This is a genomic window from Bacillus sp. GW823-FHT06B01, from assembly GCF_058952315.1.
Map to the genome: position 1 here is coordinate 17985 of NZ_JBXAHR010000006.1, position 18966 is coordinate 36950.

At 36.2% G+C, this 18966-nt stretch carries 16 protein-coding genes; 11 read left to right on the forward strand and 5 right to left on the reverse strand.

The features are described 5' to 3' along the window. The first annotated feature begins 288 nt into the window (after positions 1-288). The 8 genes from AC1Q8N_RS23865 to AC1Q8N_RS23900 all read left to right on the forward strand — a co-directional run bounded on the left by AC1Q8N_RS23865 (position 289) and on the right by AC1Q8N_RS23900 (position 8620). The gene (locus tag AC1Q8N_RS23865) at positions 289-1704 is read left to right on the forward strand and encodes an amino acid permease (RefSeq protein ID WP_098076790.1); all 1416 of its coding nucleotides are present in this window, start codon (positions 289-291) and stop codon (positions 1702-1704) included. Between the two features lie 282 nt (positions 1705-1986). Beyond that, the gene (locus AC1Q8N_RS23870) at positions 1987-2862 is read left to right on the forward strand and encodes a cytochrome aa3 quinol oxidase subunit II (RefSeq protein ID WP_001176181.1); all 876 of its coding nucleotides are present in this window, start codon (positions 1987-1989) and stop codon (positions 2860-2862) included. A 33-nt stretch (positions 2863-2895) separates the two neighbouring features. After that, positions 2896-4830 (forward strand): cytochrome aa3 quinol oxidase subunit I, encoded by a 1935-nt coding sequence (gene qoxB / locus AC1Q8N_RS23875; RefSeq protein WP_000762383.1) that lies wholly within the window; start codon positions 2896-2898, stop codon positions 4828-4830. Between the two features lie 13 nt (positions 4831-4843). After that, positions 4844-5446, forward strand: coding sequence for a cytochrome aa3 quinol oxidase subunit III (gene qoxC, locus AC1Q8N_RS23880; RefSeq protein WP_000729313.1), 603 nt, complete (start codon positions 4844-4846; stop codon positions 5444-5446). After that, the gene (gene qoxD / locus AC1Q8N_RS23885; protein ID WP_000531382.1) at positions 5447-5758 is read left to right on the forward strand and encodes a cytochrome aa3 quinol oxidase subunit IV; all 312 of its coding nucleotides are present in this window, start codon (positions 5447-5449) and stop codon (positions 5756-5758) included. Between the two features lie 269 nt (positions 5759-6027). Further along, entirely contained in the window at positions 6028-7857 is a 1830-nt protein-coding gene (locus tag AC1Q8N_RS23890) for a monovalent cation:proton antiporter family protein (RefSeq protein WP_098076795.1), read from the forward strand. 53 nt (positions 7858-7910) lie between these two features. Then, the gene (locus tag AC1Q8N_RS23895) at positions 7911-8168 is read left to right on the forward strand and encodes a DUF4022 family protein (RefSeq protein ID WP_000926994.1); all 258 of its coding nucleotides are present in this window, start codon (positions 7911-7913) and stop codon (positions 8166-8168) included. Positions 8169-8182: 14 nt separating this feature from the next. Continuing rightward, entirely contained in the window at positions 8183-8620 is a 438-nt protein-coding gene (locus tag AC1Q8N_RS23900) for a GNAT family N-acetyltransferase (RefSeq protein ID WP_098076798.1), read from the forward strand. A gap of 39 nt (positions 8621-8659) precedes the next feature. Here AC1Q8N_RS23900 and AC1Q8N_RS23905 read toward each other — a convergent pair whose 3' ends face one another. From AC1Q8N_RS23905 to AC1Q8N_RS23915, 3 genes are all read right to left on the reverse strand, one after another. Then, complete coding sequence (locus AC1Q8N_RS23905) at positions 8660-9088, reverse strand: hypothetical protein (RefSeq protein WP_048562931.1); 429 nt, start codon at positions 9086-9088, stop codon at positions 8660-8662. Positions 9089-9092: 4 nt separating this feature from the next. After that, a complete protein-coding gene (locus tag AC1Q8N_RS23910) occupies positions 9093-9293 on the reverse strand; it encodes a helix-turn-helix transcriptional regulator (protein ID WP_000301181.1) in 201 nt (66 codons plus the stop codon). Between the two features lie 136 nt (positions 9294-9429). Beyond that, positions 9430-10722: an NCS2 family permease gene (locus AC1Q8N_RS23915; RefSeq protein ID WP_098076801.1), complete on the reverse strand. Its 1293-nt coding sequence runs from the start codon at positions 10720-10722 to the stop codon at positions 9430-9432. Positions 10723-11002: 280 nt separating this feature from the next. Here AC1Q8N_RS23915 and AC1Q8N_RS23920 point away from each other — a divergent pair, with 280 nt between their 5' ends. Beyond that, positions 11003-12394 (forward strand): amino acid permease, encoded by a 1392-nt coding sequence (locus AC1Q8N_RS23920; RefSeq protein ID WP_048541791.1) that lies wholly within the window; start codon positions 11003-11005, stop codon positions 12392-12394. 181 nt (positions 12395-12575) lie between these two features. Next, positions 12576-14123, forward strand: a complete 1548-nt coding sequence (locus tag AC1Q8N_RS23925) for a DNA-binding protein (protein ID WP_046957300.1) — start codon at positions 12576-12578, stop codon at positions 14121-14123. A gap of 35 nt (positions 14124-14158) precedes the next feature. On the opposite strand, the gene AC1Q8N_RS23930 is transcribed toward AC1Q8N_RS23925, so the two are convergent. Together AC1Q8N_RS23930 and brnQ1 are read right to left on the reverse strand one after the other, a co-directional pair. Next, complete coding sequence (locus AC1Q8N_RS23930) at positions 14159-15880, reverse strand: DUF2339 domain-containing protein (RefSeq protein WP_098076804.1); 1722 nt, start codon at positions 15878-15880, stop codon at positions 14159-14161. Positions 15881-16016: 136 nt separating this feature from the next. Then, complete coding sequence (brnQ1, locus tag AC1Q8N_RS23935) at positions 16017-17318, reverse strand: branched-chain amino acid transport system II carrier protein BrnQ1 (protein ID WP_098076807.1); 1302 nt, start codon at positions 17316-17318, stop codon at positions 16017-16019. Positions 17319-17570: 252 nt separating this feature from the next. Here brnQ1 and AC1Q8N_RS23940 point away from each other — a divergent pair, with 252 nt between their 5' ends. After that, on the forward strand, positions 17571-18956 hold the full coding sequence (locus AC1Q8N_RS23940) for a peptide MFS transporter (protein ID WP_048541781.1): 1386 nt from the start codon (positions 17571-17573) through the stop codon (positions 18954-18956). Positions 18957-18966: the final 10 nt, after the last annotated feature.

An 18966-nucleotide genomic window follows, 5' to 3' on the forward strand; every position in this document is an offset into this window, starting at 1 on the left:
TTATTGTTTACACTTTAATCGTTATAAGATTCTAATTATTTTTAATAAAAAGAAAAAACAATATACTTTTTTGAATATTTTTGCTAAAATCAAAATAATTAACATAGTGAAGATATCACCTTGTTAATAAAAACATTCTTAGAGTATTTAATCATAGTTCGCATTTTTACATACTCCATTCATTTCATAATAAATAAGCCGAGTATGTGTCACATCCCCCACTAATGATTAAAAACTCGGAATGAAAATCAATTCATACATACAAGAAAATAACGGGGTGAGGGGCATATGAATCAACAAGTAGAACACACAGATTTAAAACGAACAATGAAAAGTAGACACCTATTTATGATTGCACTTGGTGGTGTTATCGGAACTGGCCTATTTATGGGATCTGGTCAAATCGTCCATAACGCCGGTCCTGGTGGTGCTATTCTTGCATTTTTAGTCGGTGGATTTGTTATGTATTTAACGATGTTATGTCTTGGTGAATTATCAGTTGCTATGCCAGAAGCAGGTTCATTCCAAAGCTATGCAAGCAAATTTATTTCACCTGGTTTTGGATTTGTTGTCGGTTGGATGTATTGGTTAAATTGGGCTGTTACAGTTGGGGTAGAGTTAACAACTGTAAGTATTTTAATGAAACGTTGGTTTCCAGACGTTTCTTCGTGGATTTGGTGTGTTACATTTGCAGCAGCACTCTTTCTTGTAAACGCATTATCAGCAAAGGCATATGCAGAAGCAGAATTTTGGTTCGCAAGTGTAAAAGTCGCAACCATTGTTATTTTCGTCGTACTCGGTGGTGCAGTTATGTTCGGTCTACTAGACTTTAATGGAAAACCAGCGCCAATGCTTCACAATTTCACTGAAAATGGCGGATTATTTCCAAACGGTGCATTAGCTGTTCTTCTTACGATGATTACAGTAAATTACTCCTTCCAAGGAACAGAATTAATCGGAATTGCTTCAGGAGAAAGTGAAAACCCTGAAAAAACAATTCCAAAAGCGATTAAAAATACCATTTGGCGAACTCTCTTCTTCTTCGTCCTAGCAATATCAGTTGTTGTAGGTTTACTCCCATGGCAAGAGGCTAATCTAGTCGAAAGTCCATTTGTACTTGTATTTGATGTGGCTGGTGTTCCATATGCAGCTGACATTATGAACTTTGTTATTATTACAGCAGTATTATCCGTAGCCAACTCTGGTCTATACGCAAATTCTCGTATGCTTTGGGCGATGGCAAAACAAGAAATGGCAAGTCCAGCTTTTACAAAGTTAACTAAAAAAGGAGTGCCACTAAACGCATTAATTTTCAGTCTAATTTTTGCAAGTTTGTCTCTATTAACAAGTATATTTGCGGCAGATACTGTCTTTTTAGTCTTAACATCTATTGCAGCTATGGCCGCTGTCGTAGTTTGGATGTCAATCGCAGCTTCACAGTTTTTCTTCCGTAGAAATTTCTTGAAAAACGGCGGGGACATTAATGATTTAAAATATCGCACACCGCTTTATCCAATCGTTCCAATCGTAGCATTCTCACTCAATTTCATTACATTTGTTAGTTTAGCTTTCATTCCAGATCAGAGAATTGCTCTTTATTGTGGTATTCCATTTATGATTTTTTGTTACATTTTATACCAATTAAAATATAAAAAAGTTGACACATTTGAACAACAAATAAATCTAAAAAAAGAAGTAAACTAAATATACAAAATATTCAGCTATCTTCCTTATCATAAGATAGCTTTTTTCTATTTCTTGGATATCTTGGTATAACTTTATTTATCTTAAAATTTCCACAATCACGTTTTTCACTGGAAAATAGTTTACAATGTTATCAAGTTACAAATGATATTCACCTTAAAAAGTGTGCATTTGTGTCTATTTTTTAACAATATCACAAAAACTATTGCCATCTATAAATTAATAGGTTTATATTGTTTTATTGGCATAGTTTCAATCCAAGGAGAAAGGAGATTTTCAATCGTGCAACTAAAGAAAACGTTTTGGAAGCTGGCTTCGCTTCTTCCGTTATCATTACTTCTGTTCCTCGGCGGCTGTGATAAGAAACTCGCAGTATTAAATCCGCAAGGACCTGTTGCAAAAGCACAGTATGATTTAATTGTTTGGTCATTCTTGCTTATGTCATTAATTATCGCAATTGTATTCATCTTGTTTACAGTCATCTTGATTCGTTATCGTGAAAAACCAGAGAATATGGACTACGAGCCACCTGAACAACACGGTAACACATTATTAGAAATTATTTGGACGCTTGTTCCTGTTATTATCGTTATCGCATTATCGATTCCAACAGTAAAAGCAACGTATGCTTCGGAAGAGGTTCCGGAAGAGTCCAAACATATTAAACCAGTTGAGATTTATGTTACATCTGCAAACTGGAAATGGTTATTCAGTTACCCAGAGGAAAAAATTGAAACCGTTAACTATTTAAACATCCCAGCTGGTGTACCAATTCAATTCAAACTGACTTCTGTCGGTCCAATGAATGCTTTCTGGGTACCAGAACTTGGTGGTATGAAGTACACTATGGATGGCATGATTATGGATCTTTATTTACAAGCTGATAAGCCTGGTTCTTACCTAGGCCGTAGTGCGAACTTCTCTGGTGAAGGATTCACACATATGGAGTTCGAAGTTGAAGCAAAAACTAAAGAGAAATATGACAAGTGGGTTAAAGAAGTACAACAAACTGCTCCTAAACTAACAGAAGATAAGTACAACGAAATTGTTAAACCTGGTGTAGTTGGTCGTATGACATTCTCTAGTCACCACTTAAGTTATGTAGATCCAAAATCACTTGAATATTGTGATTACAACTACTACAAAAACAAAAAATAATAGCTATTATTCCAACAGATTGGAGTGAACACAGTGAAGCTTGATGAATTCTTTGTCACAGGTGACCCGATTATTTACGGTGCAGACGCTTCTATCGTTCTTGTGACATTAGCAATCATTTTCGTACTAACAAAGTATAAAAAATGGAAATGGCTTTGGGACGAATGGTTAACAACTGTTGACCATAAAAAAATTGGGGCCATGTATATTATTTCTGCGGTTATCATGTTATTCCGTGGTGGTATGGACGGTTTAATGATCCGTGCACAGTTAACATTCCCAGAAACAACTTATTTAAATGCTGAACACTATAACGGAATCTTCACAACACACGGTACAGTTATGATTCTTTTCATGGCGATGCCATTCGTTATGGGATTAATGAACCTTGTAGTACCATTACAAATTGGTGCTCGTGACGTTGCATATCCGTTCTTAAATGCTTTAAGTTTCTGGTTATTCTTTGTCGGAGCAATGTTATTCAACATCGCTTTCGTAATCGGTGGTTCTCCAGACGCTGGGTGGACTTCTTACTTCCCAATGGCAGGTACAGAGTTTACTTCTGGTGTAGGAAATAACTACTACGCAATTGCATTACAGATTTCAGGTCTCGGTACGCTAATGACCGGTATTAACTTCCTTGTTACTATCTTAAAAATGCGTACACCTGGTATGACTTTAATGAGAATGCCAATGTTTACTTGGTCAATCTTAATTACAACAGTTATCATTATTTTCGCTTTCCCAGTATTAACAGTTGCTCTTGCATTAATGACATTTGACCGTCTATTCGATGCTCACTTCTTTACGATGGCGAGCGGCGGTATGCCAATGTTATGGGCCAACCTATTCTGGGTATGGGGTCACCCTGAAGTATATATCGTTATTTTACCGGCATTCGGTATTTTCTCTGAAATCATTAGTACATTCTCACGTAAACGTCTATTCGGTTACAGTGCGATGGTATACTCAATGGTTGCAATTTCTTTACTAAGTTTCGTCGTATGGCTTCATCACTTCTTCACGATGGGTGCAGGTCCAGCGGTTAACTCATTCTTCTCGATTTCGACAATGGCGATTTCGATTCCAACCGGGGTTAAGATCTTTAACTGGTTGTTTACACTGTATAAAGGACGTATTCGTTTTACAGTTCCAATGCTTTGGTCATTGGCATTTATTCCAAACTTCGTAGTCGGTGGGGTTACAGGGGTTATGCTTGGTATGGCAGCAGCTGATTATCAGTACCATAACAGCTACTTCCTAATTGCTCACTTCCACTACGTATTAATCGCAGGTACAGTATTCGCTATGCTTGCTGGATTCACATTCTGGTATCCAAAAATGACTGGTCATATGTTAAACGAACGCCTAGGTAAATGGACATTCTGGATCTTTATGAGCGGATTCAATATCTGTTTCTTCCCAATGTACTTCTTAGGTTTAGACGGTATGACTCGTCGTATGTACACTTACTCTGAAAGTCTTGGATGGGGATGGCTAAACCAAATCGCATCTGTTGGTGCGGTAATGATGGGTATTGGTTTCCTAATTCTTTGTTACAACGTAATTTGGAGTGCTCGTCACGGTGAACGTGACACAACTGGAGATCCATGGGATGGCCGTACACTTGAATGGGCAACTCAATCTCCTGTACAACATTACAACTTCGCGAAACTTCCTGAAATCAAAGAAGCTGATGCTTTCTGGTACATGAAAAAACGCGGAGAAACAGTTACACCAGCAGCAGAAGATATCAAACCAATTCACATGCCAAGTAACTCTGGTGTGCCTATTATTGCGTCTTTATTCTTCGGTCTTGCAGGTTTCGCATTAGTATTTAGCTGGTTCTGGCTTGCAGCAATCGGCGGCGTTGGTATTTTAGCTTGCTTAATCTATCGTTCATTCGATTATGATGATGGCTACTACGTAAGTGTTGATGAAATTAAAGAAACAGAACATATAGCATGAGAGGTGAAATGATATGGCGGCTTTAGATAAAAGCTTACCTTTGGAATATCAATCCGAGCAAAGCAGATTGAATATCCTAGGATTCTGGATTTTTCTTGGGGCTGAAATTATGCTGTTCGCAACACTTTTCGCCTCTTATCTAGTACTTGCTGGTCGTACGGCAGATGGCCCAACCCCAGCGCAACTGTTTGAACTTAAAACGCTTTTAATTCAAACATTACTACTTTTAACAAGTAGTTTCACATGTGGTATCGTAATTCACGAAATGCGTAAGCACAACCAAAAAGCAATGCTTGGATGGTTCATCCTTACATTACTTTTAGGTGCAGGTTTCCTATTCTTTGAAATCGAAGAGTTCATTATGTACATCGGTGAAGGCGCAACAATTCAAACAAGTGCTTTCCTATCTGCATTCTTCGTTCTTCTTGGAACGCACGGAGCCCACGTAACAGGCGGTATCATTTGGGCAATTTGTGTTATTATCCAAATTTTAAAACGAGGTTTAACACCAGTTACAGCTCGTAAAGTATTTATTATCAGCTTATACTGGCATTTCCTTGATCTTGTTTGGGTCTTTATTTACACACTAGTTTACTTGAACGGGATGGTGGCGTAAATGGGTCAAAATAACAACCAGGCAAACGGACATGCGCATAGCGGATTCCCTTGGTCACACGTTTTCGGATTTATTTTATCGCTTGCACTAACGTTTCTAGCGTTATACGTGGCACTTTATACAAACCTGCCACTTTCAACAATCTTAACAACTATTATCGTAATGGCTGTTGCGCAAGCGTTGTTACAATTAATTATGTTCATGCATTTAAAAGAAGGAGAAGGAAGAGTTCAAATTCTTACTATGATATACAGTTTCTTCGTTGCAACTGCAACAGTTGGTTTAACTGTATGGATCTTCTTCTCAATGTAATGTACATGAAAAAGACTGCTGAGATTCCTCAGCAGTCTTTTTTTATCCCGCATTAACGAGCAGTAAGACCCCCACTGATTAAAGTTTCACTTTATCCCCTCACCTATTACATCCACATTACGGAATTAACAACAGAATCATGAAAAATATACTTATTATGACAAATGTTAAGAAAACTCTTTCTTTATGAAATCGAATCCATATGCGTTGCTTTTCTACCTATTATATGGCTAAATAGGTACTATATTTATTTGAAGGGAGAGAACGCAATGGAACATCATACTTCTGTTCTATCACTTATGGTTGTCGTTGCAATCGCGTTTTTCGTTCCCCTTTTGTTACAACGCTTTAAATTAAAAGCACTTCCTGTCGTTGTTGCAGAAATCATCGCAGGAATCTTTGTAGGTAAAAGTGGGTTTAATATTATTCAGCCAGATATGTGGCTTCAAGTCTTATCGACACTAGGATTTATCTTCTTAATGTTCTTAAGCGGTTTAGAAATTGATTTTTCTATCTTTAAACAAAAAGGGAAAAAGAATACGACAAACGAACCAAACACATTCCAAGCAGCAAGCATTATCTTCTTATTTATTTTCATCTTATCTTATGCCCTATCATTACTGTTCGTATGGCTAGGATTCGTGGATAATGCAATGTTTATGACTTTAATTATTTCAACTATTTCTTTAGGTGTTGTTGTACCAACATTAAAAGAGAATAACTTAGGAAAAACGGCAATCGGACAAATCATTTTATTAGTCGCTGTTATTGCAGATTTAGTTACAATGATTTTACTCGCTGTATTCGTCGGATTAAATTCCGAAAGCGGTCAAAGCATGTGGCTCCTTCTTCTTCTATTCGGCGCTGGTATTGTTATTTACTTCGTTGCAAAACGCTTTAAAAACATTCCATACTTAGATAGCTTAAAAGCTGGTAGTGTACAAATTGATACACGAGCTGTTTTTGCACTCATCTTAATATTAGTTGGGTTATCTGAATCTGTTGGAGCTGAAAATATTTTAGGTGCCTTCTTAGCAGGGGTACTCGTATCGTTATTATCACCAAATGAAGATATGGTTGAAAAACTGGATTCCATCGGCTACGGTTTCTTCATCCCTATTTTCTTCGTAATGGTTGGTGTGAATCTAGAAGTTTGGTCTATTTTTAAAGAACCTTCTAGCATGCTAATGATCCCAATTTTAATTATAGGACTCTTTATCTCAAAACTGTTACCATCACTCGTCTTACGAAAATGGTATCCACGTAATATCGTACTAGGAAGTGCCATCTTATTAACATCGACACTTTCTTTAGTTATTGCAGCTGCACAAATTGGTGAAAAACTAGGAATCATCAGTCCAAGTTTATCTGCTTCCCTTATTTTAAGCGCAGTTATTACTTGTATTTTTGCACCTATATTATTTAAAAAAATGTTCCCAAAAGTAGAAACACCAAAACCAAAAGTTTCTATTATTGGCGCAAGCAGAATTACCCTTCCGTTATCACTTGATTTAAAACGAGAAGATTATGACGTAACACTATATATGATGCGTCAAAATAAAATAAATGATGAGGAAGCGAAATCACATGACTTCCCTATCGTAAAATTAGATGACATCACAATCGCTTCATTAACTGAACAAACAGCATTTCATGCAGACCGCGTTGTTGTTGCAACAAGCGATGATGAACAAAACTTATTATTAGCAGAACATGCAAAAGAGCTAGGGGTTGAACATGTTATTGCAAGTGTAGAAGATCCACTTCTACAAGAAAAAGCAACGCAAGAACATATCGCCGTATTCTCAACAATTAACTCTACACGTATTCTATTACGTGCACTAATTGATAAACCGAGTCTCGTTCGCTTAATTACAACAGCAAACGAAACAGTCCGTGAAGTGGAACTACGCAGCAATACATACAACGGCGTTGCACTTCGTCGCCTTCCATTTTTAGGCGATGTACTCGTCATTCAAATTTATCGTGGAAATAAAGCATTAATCCCACATGGTGATACAAGCCTACAACACGGCGATACATTACTTGTAACTGGCTCAAAAGAACATATCGATACACTAAAAAGCATATTAGAATAGAAAAATGCCCCTCACATAATTGAGGGGCATTTTTTTCCATTTTATATGGTAAAATGTTACTATCACATATTATGAGGATGGATCACATTATGTCTATTGTAACTTTAGCTCTTTTATTATTGGCGGAAATACTCGTTGCCATTATTCTCATCGGTGTTAGCATTGAAATTTGTAGTTACGGATGGAAAAAATCGAATGGAATAAAATACTCTTGCCTCTTACTTTCACTCCTTCTCGGAACTGCTAGCATACTCGGACTTTTCGCCGCACCTGCCTATTTCTTTATACAACTAACAGAAAACGCCTTATAAGAAAGGATGTTAATATGATTACCGTGAAAAATATTGAGGGATCTGAAACTTACGTATTACGTCAAAAAATTTTACGCCCGAATCAAACATTAGCAGATTGTAAATACTCTTCTGACTATGAAACAGACACCTTTCACTTAGGTGCATTTATAAACGATGAACTAATTAGTATCGCTTCCTTCTCAAAAGAAATATACCCTGACTTACTAGCAGGTGTTCATTATCGTCTACGAGGAATGGCAACATTACCTGAATTTCGAAACAACCGTGCTGGAAGCTCCTTAATTCAGAAGGCGGAACAAATCTTGCAAGAACGCCAAGCAAATATATTATGGTGTAATGGCCGAATTACTGTAGCTGACTATTACAAGCGCTTAGGCTTCCAAGAATATGGTGAAATCTTTGAAATTGAACCGATCGGCCTTCATAAAGTACTATATAAAAGAATATAAGAAAAGCTTTCCGCAATATGGGAAAGCTCTTCTTATATTTCAATCTTCACTTTTTATTTTTCTCATATATATGTATATAAACAAACTAGGAACTAAAAAACAAGCAAACATAATAAGTCCTGTCATACTAATTTCCTTTATAGAAATATCTGGTGTTACAATGATACAAATAGCTAAAATTCCAATAACAATACCTACTGGAATAAATAATAATTTCATAAAATAGCTCCGTGATACTCCACCTGTATGCTCATATGCCTCTACAGAATGTTTTAAATTTAAGAAGTTAATGACTACGATCCCGCACATAAATACCATTAATAAATCTGAAACACTTTCATATCCTGCATCTTGCAAAACGTAGCGATAAAAAACAATACCTAGTATGACGATATTTTGTAAGATGAAAACGAGTCTAATATGTTTTAGCCCCTCAATCATTAAACGTTCATCTTTCACCATTCTCATCCCCTCACTCCTCTTCCTCCCAAAATAAATCATTCAATGTTTTGTCTACCGCATAACAAATTTTCAAACATAAATCTAAAGACGGGTTGTATTTCCCCTTCTCAATTAAACTAATCGTTTGCCTTGTAACGCCTACTTTTTCTGCTAATTGTTGCTGCGTTAAATCTAACTGAACACGCGCGACTTTTATTTTACTTACAGCCATTCATGTTCCTCCTTCACCTATATTGTAACATATATATTCCATTAAGTAATTTATATTTTACTCCATTAATTTGATTTTCACCTTATTATACACAAAAAAGGAGCCTCTCATAAGAAGCCCCTTTCCTATATCTATATTATAAGAATAAATGACATCCAAATAAAATTGTAAATAAGTATAGTAACGGATGTACTTCCATCGCTTTCCCTTTCACAATTTTTAAGACTGGATACACTAAAAATCCAATTGCAATTCCATTCGCAATGCTAGACGTTAACGGAATACCAACGAAAATTAAAAATGCTGGTAATGCATCTTCAAATTCATTCCAATTAATATCACGAAGACTTTGCGCCATTAAACTACCTACAATAATTAATGAAGGAGCTGTAATAGCGGCTACACTTGATAAAGAAGCAATCACAGGGCTGAAGAATGCCGTTATAATCGTTAGACCGACAACTACAATACCTGTTAATCCTGTTTTACCACCTGCAGCAATACCAGCTGATGATTCAATCGTCGCTGCTGTTGGGCTTGTTCCAAAGATAGAACCTGTAGTCCCGCCAATTGCATCCGCAATAAATGCTTTACCAAAACGCTTCTCTGTATTATCTGTAATTAAACCTGCTTGTTTAATTAAACCGAGTAATGCACCTGTTGTATCAAATAACAGTACAAGTAAAAATGAAAATACAACACCGTATAATCCATATTCAATTACATCTGAAAAAGCATTGATTGGGTTTGAAACGATAATTCCCTCTGGTAAATGAGGCATCGCAACAATTTTATCCGTAAACTTCAATTGACCTGTAGAGAAGGCGATAACTCCTGTCACAATCATACTAATAAATAATGCACCGCTCACACGTAATGCCATTAATACCGCCGCTAATATTAAACCAATTAAAGTTAAAATAACGGCTGGAGAATGAAAATCACCAATCGTAACTAAATTAGATGGATGATCAACGATAATTCCAGAAAGGCGTAATCCAATAAAAGCAATAAATAGTCCAATTCCACCTGCAATTGCATGTTTTAAACTATCAGGAATTGCGACAATTAGCTTTTGCCTAAATGAAGTGAAAGATAATAAAAGAAAAATGATACCTGTTACAAATACTGCTGAAAACGCAATGACATATGTAATCCCCTCTGCCTGTTGAACAACAGAATAAGCAAAATACGCATTCATTCCCATAGCTGGAGCAATAACAATTGGATAGTTAGCTAAAAACGCCATACATAGCGTCCCTATAACAGTCGCAATAATAGTTGCTGTAAAAGCTTGATCAAATGGTACACCTGCATCAGATAATATTTTCGGATTGATGACAAGAATATACGCAAATGTAAAAAAAGTTGTGATGCCAGCTAAAAGCTCTTGCTTCACAGAAGTGTTATATTTTTGTAATTGAAACATGGTTATGTACCCTTCCTACATCTGAATTATTATCACATATTCTTTTCTTACTAGTATGTGAGAAAATATAATACTTAATCTTAACAATCAATAAAAAGAAGAGTCAATATATTAGCTAATAGTTCGAATTTTAAGTTTAAGTCTGACAAGTTTAGATGTAGTACAGTTCATCATGATTATTTTTGTAGCATAACAGATAGAAATGTTTTATAATTTGAAATAGTTAAATATTTAGCAAACGCATTCAAATATCGTTCACTCTACAAGGAGGATTCTTCTTATGCAGCACACAAACAAATCTGAAACTTTAAATCGAGGTTTAAAAGAACGACATATTACTTTAATGTCACTCGGTTCAGCTATTGGCGTTGGACTATTTTTAGGATCCGCTTCTGCTATTAAACTAGCCGGTCCTTCCATCTTACTAGGTTATATGATCGCTGGACTCGTTATTTTTTTCATTATGCGAGCACTCGGAGAAATGGCAATTGAACAACCGGTTGCCGGTTCTTTTAGTAAATACGCTAATGATTATATCGGCCCACTTGCTGGCTATATTACTGGTTGGAACTACTGGTTTTTATGGGTTGTTACTTGCATGGCTGAAATTACGGCGGCTGGCATTTACATGCAGTACTGGTTCCCAGATATCCCGCGCTGGACTTGGGCACTACTCGCTCTATTATTAATGAGCGCTTTCAACTTCTTATCAGTAAAAGTATTTGGAGAACTTGAGTTTTGGTTTGCTCTCATCAAAATTGTCACAATTATCTGTATGATAATTGTTGGAGCTGGTATTATTTTATTCGGATTCGGAAACGGTGGTATCGCTACTGGTATTTCAAACCTTTGGTCACATGGTGGCTGGTTCCCAAATGGTTTTTCTGGGTTACTACTCTCCATGCAAATGGTGTTATTCGCTTATTTAGGCGTTGAATTAATCGGTGTTACAGCTGGTGAAGCTCAAAACCCGAAGAAAACACTCGCAAAAGCTATCGATAACGTATTTTGGAGAATCCTAATCTTTTACGTCGGGGCATTATTCGTTATGATGGCAATTTATCCATGGAACGAACTTGGCGAGAAAGGAAGTCCATTCGTATTAACATTCCAACAAATCGGCATTGCAAAAGCAGCAGGTATTATTAACTTTGTCGTATTAACAGCAGCTCTTTCTTCTTGTAATGGTGGTTTATTTAGTACAGGCCGTATGCTATTTACCTTAGCTCAGCAAAAGAAAGCACCTGAAAGATTTGGTCGTTTAAATAAAAACGGTATTCCGAGTCAAGGAATTGTAGCAACAGCTATCGTTTTACTCGTTGGTGTTATATTAAACTATCTTGTGCCCGCAAAAGTGTTTACATGGCTGACTAGTATTTCAACTTTCGGGGCAATTTGGACTTGGGGGATTATATTAGTCGCTCAAATTAAATTCCGTAAAGGATTATCAACTGAGAAAAAAGACAAGCTAACGTATAAAATGCCTTTACATCCATTAAGCTCTTACTTCTCACTTGGCTTCCTTGCACTTGTACTATGTATAATGGCGTATTCAGAAGATACACGAATTGCATTAATCGTTGGCCCAATTTGGCTTATTGGCTTAGCTATCGTGTATTATATGAAAGGATTTCATAAGATTGATGAAACACCTAATTCAAAGATTAGTTAAACAAGCTATCCCTTCCTTATTAATTGGAAGGGATTTTTTATTGTCTATATAAATATTTCTCAACAAAATTCACGGTATTTTTACAATTTTTTAATATTTTTTACGTTTTCCGTCTTTTTTTTTTCAGAAAAATAAATTACATTATTAAAGCACATATATTTATTATTAGGGGGATTCTTCTATGAAGAATAAAAAGTGGATTACATTTTCTTTAGCAACAGCAATTACACTTAGTATGGGGAGTTCGTTCATACCGTCTACTTATGCAGAAAGCTCTGTAGACCCAGCTCCTGAAATTGCTGCAAAGGTTGTAAATCAAAATAGCGGGAAGAAAGTATTATTCGATAATACACACGGTCAAACGGCCGGGACTGCTGACTGGGTTATTGATGGTGGCTTTTCTGATTTCGGAAACGGCATTGCCCAAAATGGATATCATGTAAAAGAACTTCGTAAATCAACACCTATTACATACGACGACTTAAAAAATTACAACGTGTTTATCGTTCCAGAGGCAAATATTCCTTACAAAAAATCTGAACAAGATGCTATGTTACAATACGTGAAAAATGGCGGTAGTATCTTCTTCATTGCTGATCATTATAATGCAGATCGTAATAAAAATCGCTGGGACTCTTCTGAAGTATTTAATGGATACAGACGCGGTGCTTGGGATAATCCTGCAAAAGGAATGTCTAGTGAGGAAGTAAATTCACAAGCTATGCAAGGAGTAGAAAGCTCTGATTGGCTATCTGACAACTTCGGTATTCGCTTCCGCTACAATGCAATCGGTGATGTTGCAGCTAAAAATATTGTGTCGCCTGAACAATCATTTGGAATTACAAAAGGTGTTTCATCTGTAGCAATGCACGCTGGTTCTACTCTAGCAATTACAAACCCAAAACTAGCAAAAGGACTTGTTTATCTTCCAGAAAATCCGTCAAAATGGAATAACGCTGTTGATAGTGGTGTTTATAACGGCGGTGGCGTTGCAGAGGGTCCATATGCCGCAATCGCAAAAGTAGGACTTGGAAAAGCTGCCTTTATCGGTGATTCTTCTCCAGTTGAAGATGCATCGCCAAAATACGTTCGTGAAGATTCTGGCCAAACAAAGAAAACTTACGATGGATATAAAGAAGAAAACGATGCTATCTTACTAGAAAATATCGTAAATTGGCTATCGAATAAAGAAACATTTACAAGCTTAGATCAAGTAAACGGTTTACAACTTGATTCACCTACTGCTTTACAAACATTTGAACAACCAAGCTTATCAACAGAGCCACAACCAGAACCTTGGAGTGCACCAAACGCGGGTTACCAATGGTTTAATACAAATACATTTAAATCTGGTTCATACGGATATAACGGCGCCGTAACAGCAAATGATTATGTGATTACACGCCCTAGCATTCTACCAAACAATGAAGTGTTCCAAATAAAGATTCAAGTAAACAACTTATTACCTAATACAACTTATAATAACTATTCTTTAGGTATCTTCTCGACTGGTGGAACACAAGTAGCAAAAGTCCAAAATACAAACGGCACTTGGCCATCTACTTTCGGATATAGTAGCGCCTTCTCATTCACAACAAACAGCTTTGGTTCTGCTGAAAAAATTGTGAACGTACAACTTGATTCAAATACAACTGGACAAGCAACACTTCGTCTACGCCAAAATACAACAGCGAAATATAGTGAGGCTGTAACGATTAATAAGAAATGATGAAGAAGGCAATCCGCATGCGGATTGCCTTCTTCTCACTTCTCTTCTTTCGAGAAAAACATTCTTGAAATAACGATACCTATACTACCTACAATTAAGAATAACACAGCCCTGATCATCATCGATACTTCTGGTAAGTCCAGAAGGAATAGCTTCCCTATCGTTACGACTAACACGACTAAGCCGGCATACAATATTTCATTCATATTTTTATTCCTTCCAAGCCAAACGGCAAATAATGCATATACCATCCATAATAACGATACAGATACGCTTATTATACTTCCATCTGTAGACAGCACTTCACCGACTCTAGTAATTGCAATAAATACGATAACCATAAACCAATAGAGTGCTATAGAATAAACATATTTTCCGAAGCTCGTTAATACATCTTTCGCTCGTTTCATGCAGTAATAAAATGTACCTATTAAAATAATATGAGCAACAAACCCAGCTGAAACAAAATGATCGAACGGGCTAAAAATGGTCTGTATCATTCCAATCGCGTAAATCGTCGCGCTAACATATAATTTTATTTGTTGTTTTACTTTAATAGAAGTCACCATACCGAGGAAACCTTGTAATAATAATACAATCGCTGCATTCACTAAACTATACTCATATAAAATCGCTAAACTAAATGCACCCATTGCGAAACCAAATAAAAGATTTGTAAATGAAGAATGCCTATTTTTTCTATATTCAAACACGAACATCGTAGCGTGAACGAGTGCACTAATCATTAATCCCCATGTTGTAAATTCAGGTATTTTTGAAATGGCTAATATAAAGAAAACTGCATTCGCACTAAATATCGCCAAGCGTGGCTCTAATATAAAGCTTCTCTCCGTAAACATATGCCAAAATAATAGTAAGTGAATCAAACCATAAACAACTGTTAACTGTACTTGCAAATCCTCTACTAACATTGACATAATAGCAAAGAAAACAAAAAGGACAATAGCAGCAACAGCATAAGAAATCATATATAAATACTGATAACGATTTTTCAACGCATACCATAATAAGCTAAGTGTTAGTATCGTCTCATATCCAAAGAAAATATAAGGATTAGGAGTCGTACTATTTAATAAGAATGGCACGAAGAAAGCTCCTACGGCTACGAATATAGTAAGATATTCCGATTGATACCTCTTCGCTACATAAATACCTAAAATGACCCATGCAATATTACATACAAACGCGACACTCGCCGGAATAAAGCCATATAAATAATGTGCCGCAAATGTCGTTAAAACTATACCCGTTATACTTCCTCCTGCTAATACTAACCCTAACGCTTGCCGCTCTCGTTTAATTTGAATATCCCCTATATAATAAAAACCGATTGATAGGACAATACCAAACACAATTCGTATTGCTGGCGTTAATAATCCAGCATCTACCCCTGCTTTAAACAACCAGATTACTCCAAGTAACATAATACCGACAAATATGCGTGGTAACCACGTTTGGCAAAACTTAACAATATTAAATGGTTCTGGTTTAAAAGCAGATATATCTACTTGTTTTACCTCACGTTCTTGCACAGGCTCTTTTATTGTAACTACTTCTTCTTTTTGTTTTTCCTCCGTTACCGTTTCAATATATTCTTCCTTTTCCTTACTAACATGTTGCTGAGCATTTTCTACTTCTATTTCTCTTTGTTTTGCTTTCAATTCAAAAAGCGCTTCTTGAATCGTTTCAATTGCCGTTTCGAGCGCTTCTATTTTCTTATTTAAATCCTCCTTCATACGCTCCCCCCTCATCATCTATTCAAAATCTATATATTACCAATTATCTTTATCATACTCTTAGTCTATTCATTTTCAATACTATTTTTCCTAAAAAAAGAAAGGTGTCTTCCAAAATAGGAAAACACCTTTTTACTCATTTATTCTTATTTAGAACAACACTAACGATGACACCAATACAAACACCTATAATAGCTGGAACAATCCACCCAACACCTTCTGTATAAAACGGAATGTATTTCAATATTGGCGTCCACTGATTCATCATCACATTTTTATTGAAAATATCGATTGCACTAAATACCGCTACAATCCCAACAGTTACTGCATATACGTATGCATACTTTCCAATATATTTATGGAATAACCCTAAAATAATAAGTGTTAATGCAACTGGATAAATAAACCCAAGAATCGGTACTGATACTTTTAAAATTTGTGTTAATCCTAAATTAGCTAAAATCATACTAACAAAACTCAATATAAATGCCCAAACTTTATACGCTACTTTCGGAAATACACTTGCGAAAAATTGACTACAAGACGTAACAAGTCCGATTGACACACATAAACACGCGATCGTAAAAATAAGACCTAATAAAACGACTCCGCCTTGTCCAAATAATGTAGTCATCACTTGCGCTAACACGTTCGCCCCATTATCAAATGTACCTAACGAACCGCTAATTGAACCAACATATCCAAGTATGACATAAATAATAGATAATAATAGTCCTGCACCAATTCCAGCAATACTCATATATTTCGCTAAACCTTTATCATCTTCAACACCTTTTGCACGAAGAGCATTTGCAATAACAATCCCAAAAATTAAAGCGGCTAGCGCATCCATTGTTAAATATCCATCTAAAAAGCCTTGGAACATAGGAGCTTGTTCATAGTTTCCAGTAGCCTCTTTCACACTGCCTACTGATGTAAACATACTCTTTATAAAAATAAGGGCAATCATACCTAATAATAACGGTGTTAAAACTTTTCCGAACAACCCCATTAATTTAGACGGTGATAAACTTAACCAGTACACAATACTAAAGAAAATAACCGTGTAACATAATAAAACTACACTTCCCGATTCTGTGAAGAACTGACCTGGTCCCATTTCAAAAGCTAAACTTCCTGCACGTGGTATACCAAGACCTGGTCCAATAAATAAATACACGATACATGGGAAAATAATGGCGAATGAAGAATGAACCCTCCCCGCTAACGTTTGAAAGCTTCCCGCTTTCGCAATAGCGATAACACCCAATATAGGAAGACCTGTTGCTGATATAATAAATCCTATTAATGAAATCCACACATGTTCTCCTGCTTCATACCCAAGGAAAGGTGGGAATATAAGATTCCCCGCTCCAAAGAACATCGAGAATAACATAAGGCTAATCAGTAAAATTTCTTTTTTCTGTAACAATTTCATTTGTTTCTCCTTCTTTAATTTCATCTTTCATGAAATCAATTTCACATATAAAAAAGTGCAATAATCCGCTTCCTAACAAAGAAAACATAGTCCATAGTCTAACATAAAAGAAACACCCATTCTATAGCTATATCTCTTTTCCAATTTCTTCTGAAAAATCAACCTTTATTGACTTATAATAGTTAATAAGGTAAAATATTAAATGTACAAAATTATTAACTTTGTTTTTGTTTGTGTCAGGAGGAAAATAACATGGAATCAGCGATACAACTAGAAAGAGAACAACAAAGAAAAAAGAAACATCCTCCAGGTTTATACTTACTCTTCTTTACAGAAATGTGGGAAAGATTTAGTTACTATGGATTACGAGGATTATTAACATTATATTTAACGACAGCTTTAGTAAGCGGTGGTCTTGGGTTTAGTCCTGCGTGGGCACTATCCATTTACGGATTTTACACTGGAGCCTGTTATTTCACACCAATGATTGGTGGATACTTAACAGACCGGTTCCTAGGTAGACGAAAAGCGATCACAATTGGTGGTATAACAATGGCAATCGGTAACCTTACACTATTTGCCATGCAAAACCAAGTCGGCCTATACCTCGGATTAGCGCTTATTATTATCGGTAACGGATTCTTCAAACCGAACATCTCTACACTGGTTGGGGAATTATACGAAGAGAACGATCCAAAACGTGATAGTGCATTTACAATTTTCTATATGGGTATTAACGTCGGTTCATTTTTAGCTCCACTCGTTTGCGGATTTTTATCAGAAAATTTATTCAAAACAACAGTGGATGGCGTTGTTCACTTTGGATTCCGTTACGGTTTCTTAGCCGCTTCAATCGGAATGATCATTGGACAAATTTTATTTACAACATTATCAAATCGCTTCCTTGGTGATATCGGTAAAAAACCAACTCGTGATTTGCAAACAACAGATGGACAACCATCAGTAGGAGATACACCGTTAACAAAAAAAGAAAAACAACGTACCGCAGTTATCGTCATTTTAACATGCTTCGTTGTCTTCTTCTGGGCTGGCTTTGAACAAGCTGGTAGCTCATTAACATTATATACAAACAAATTTGTAGACCGCTCTGTGTTCGGATGGGAAGTTCCAACATCTTGGTTCCAATCGGTCAATCCATTATTTATTATTTTACTTGCTCCAGTCATTTCAGCATTATGGGCAAAACTTGCAACTCGCAAGCGCGGGGATTTAAAAATCCCAACTAAAATGGGACTTGGTATGATCTTGCTCGGTATCGGTTATATCATTCTCGTTATCGCTACATTAAAAACTGGTAGTGATGAACATAACATTACAGAAAAAGCAAACTTACTATTTATCGTCTTTACGTATCTTTTCCATACGTTAGGTGAGCTATTCCTATCACCTGTTGGACTTTCAATGGTTAGTGCTCTTGCCCCAGTAAAACTTGCTTCTTTATTAATGGGAGTATGGTTAGCAAGCTCAGGAATCGCCAACATTTTAGGCGGACAACTTGCAAGCTTCACAACTTCACTTGGATATGCTGAAGTATTTACCGTAATCGGAGCTGTAGCAATTGTATTAGGTTGTGTTTTATTACTAATTTCTAAGAAATTAGTGAAATGGATGGATTAAAAAAAGATGA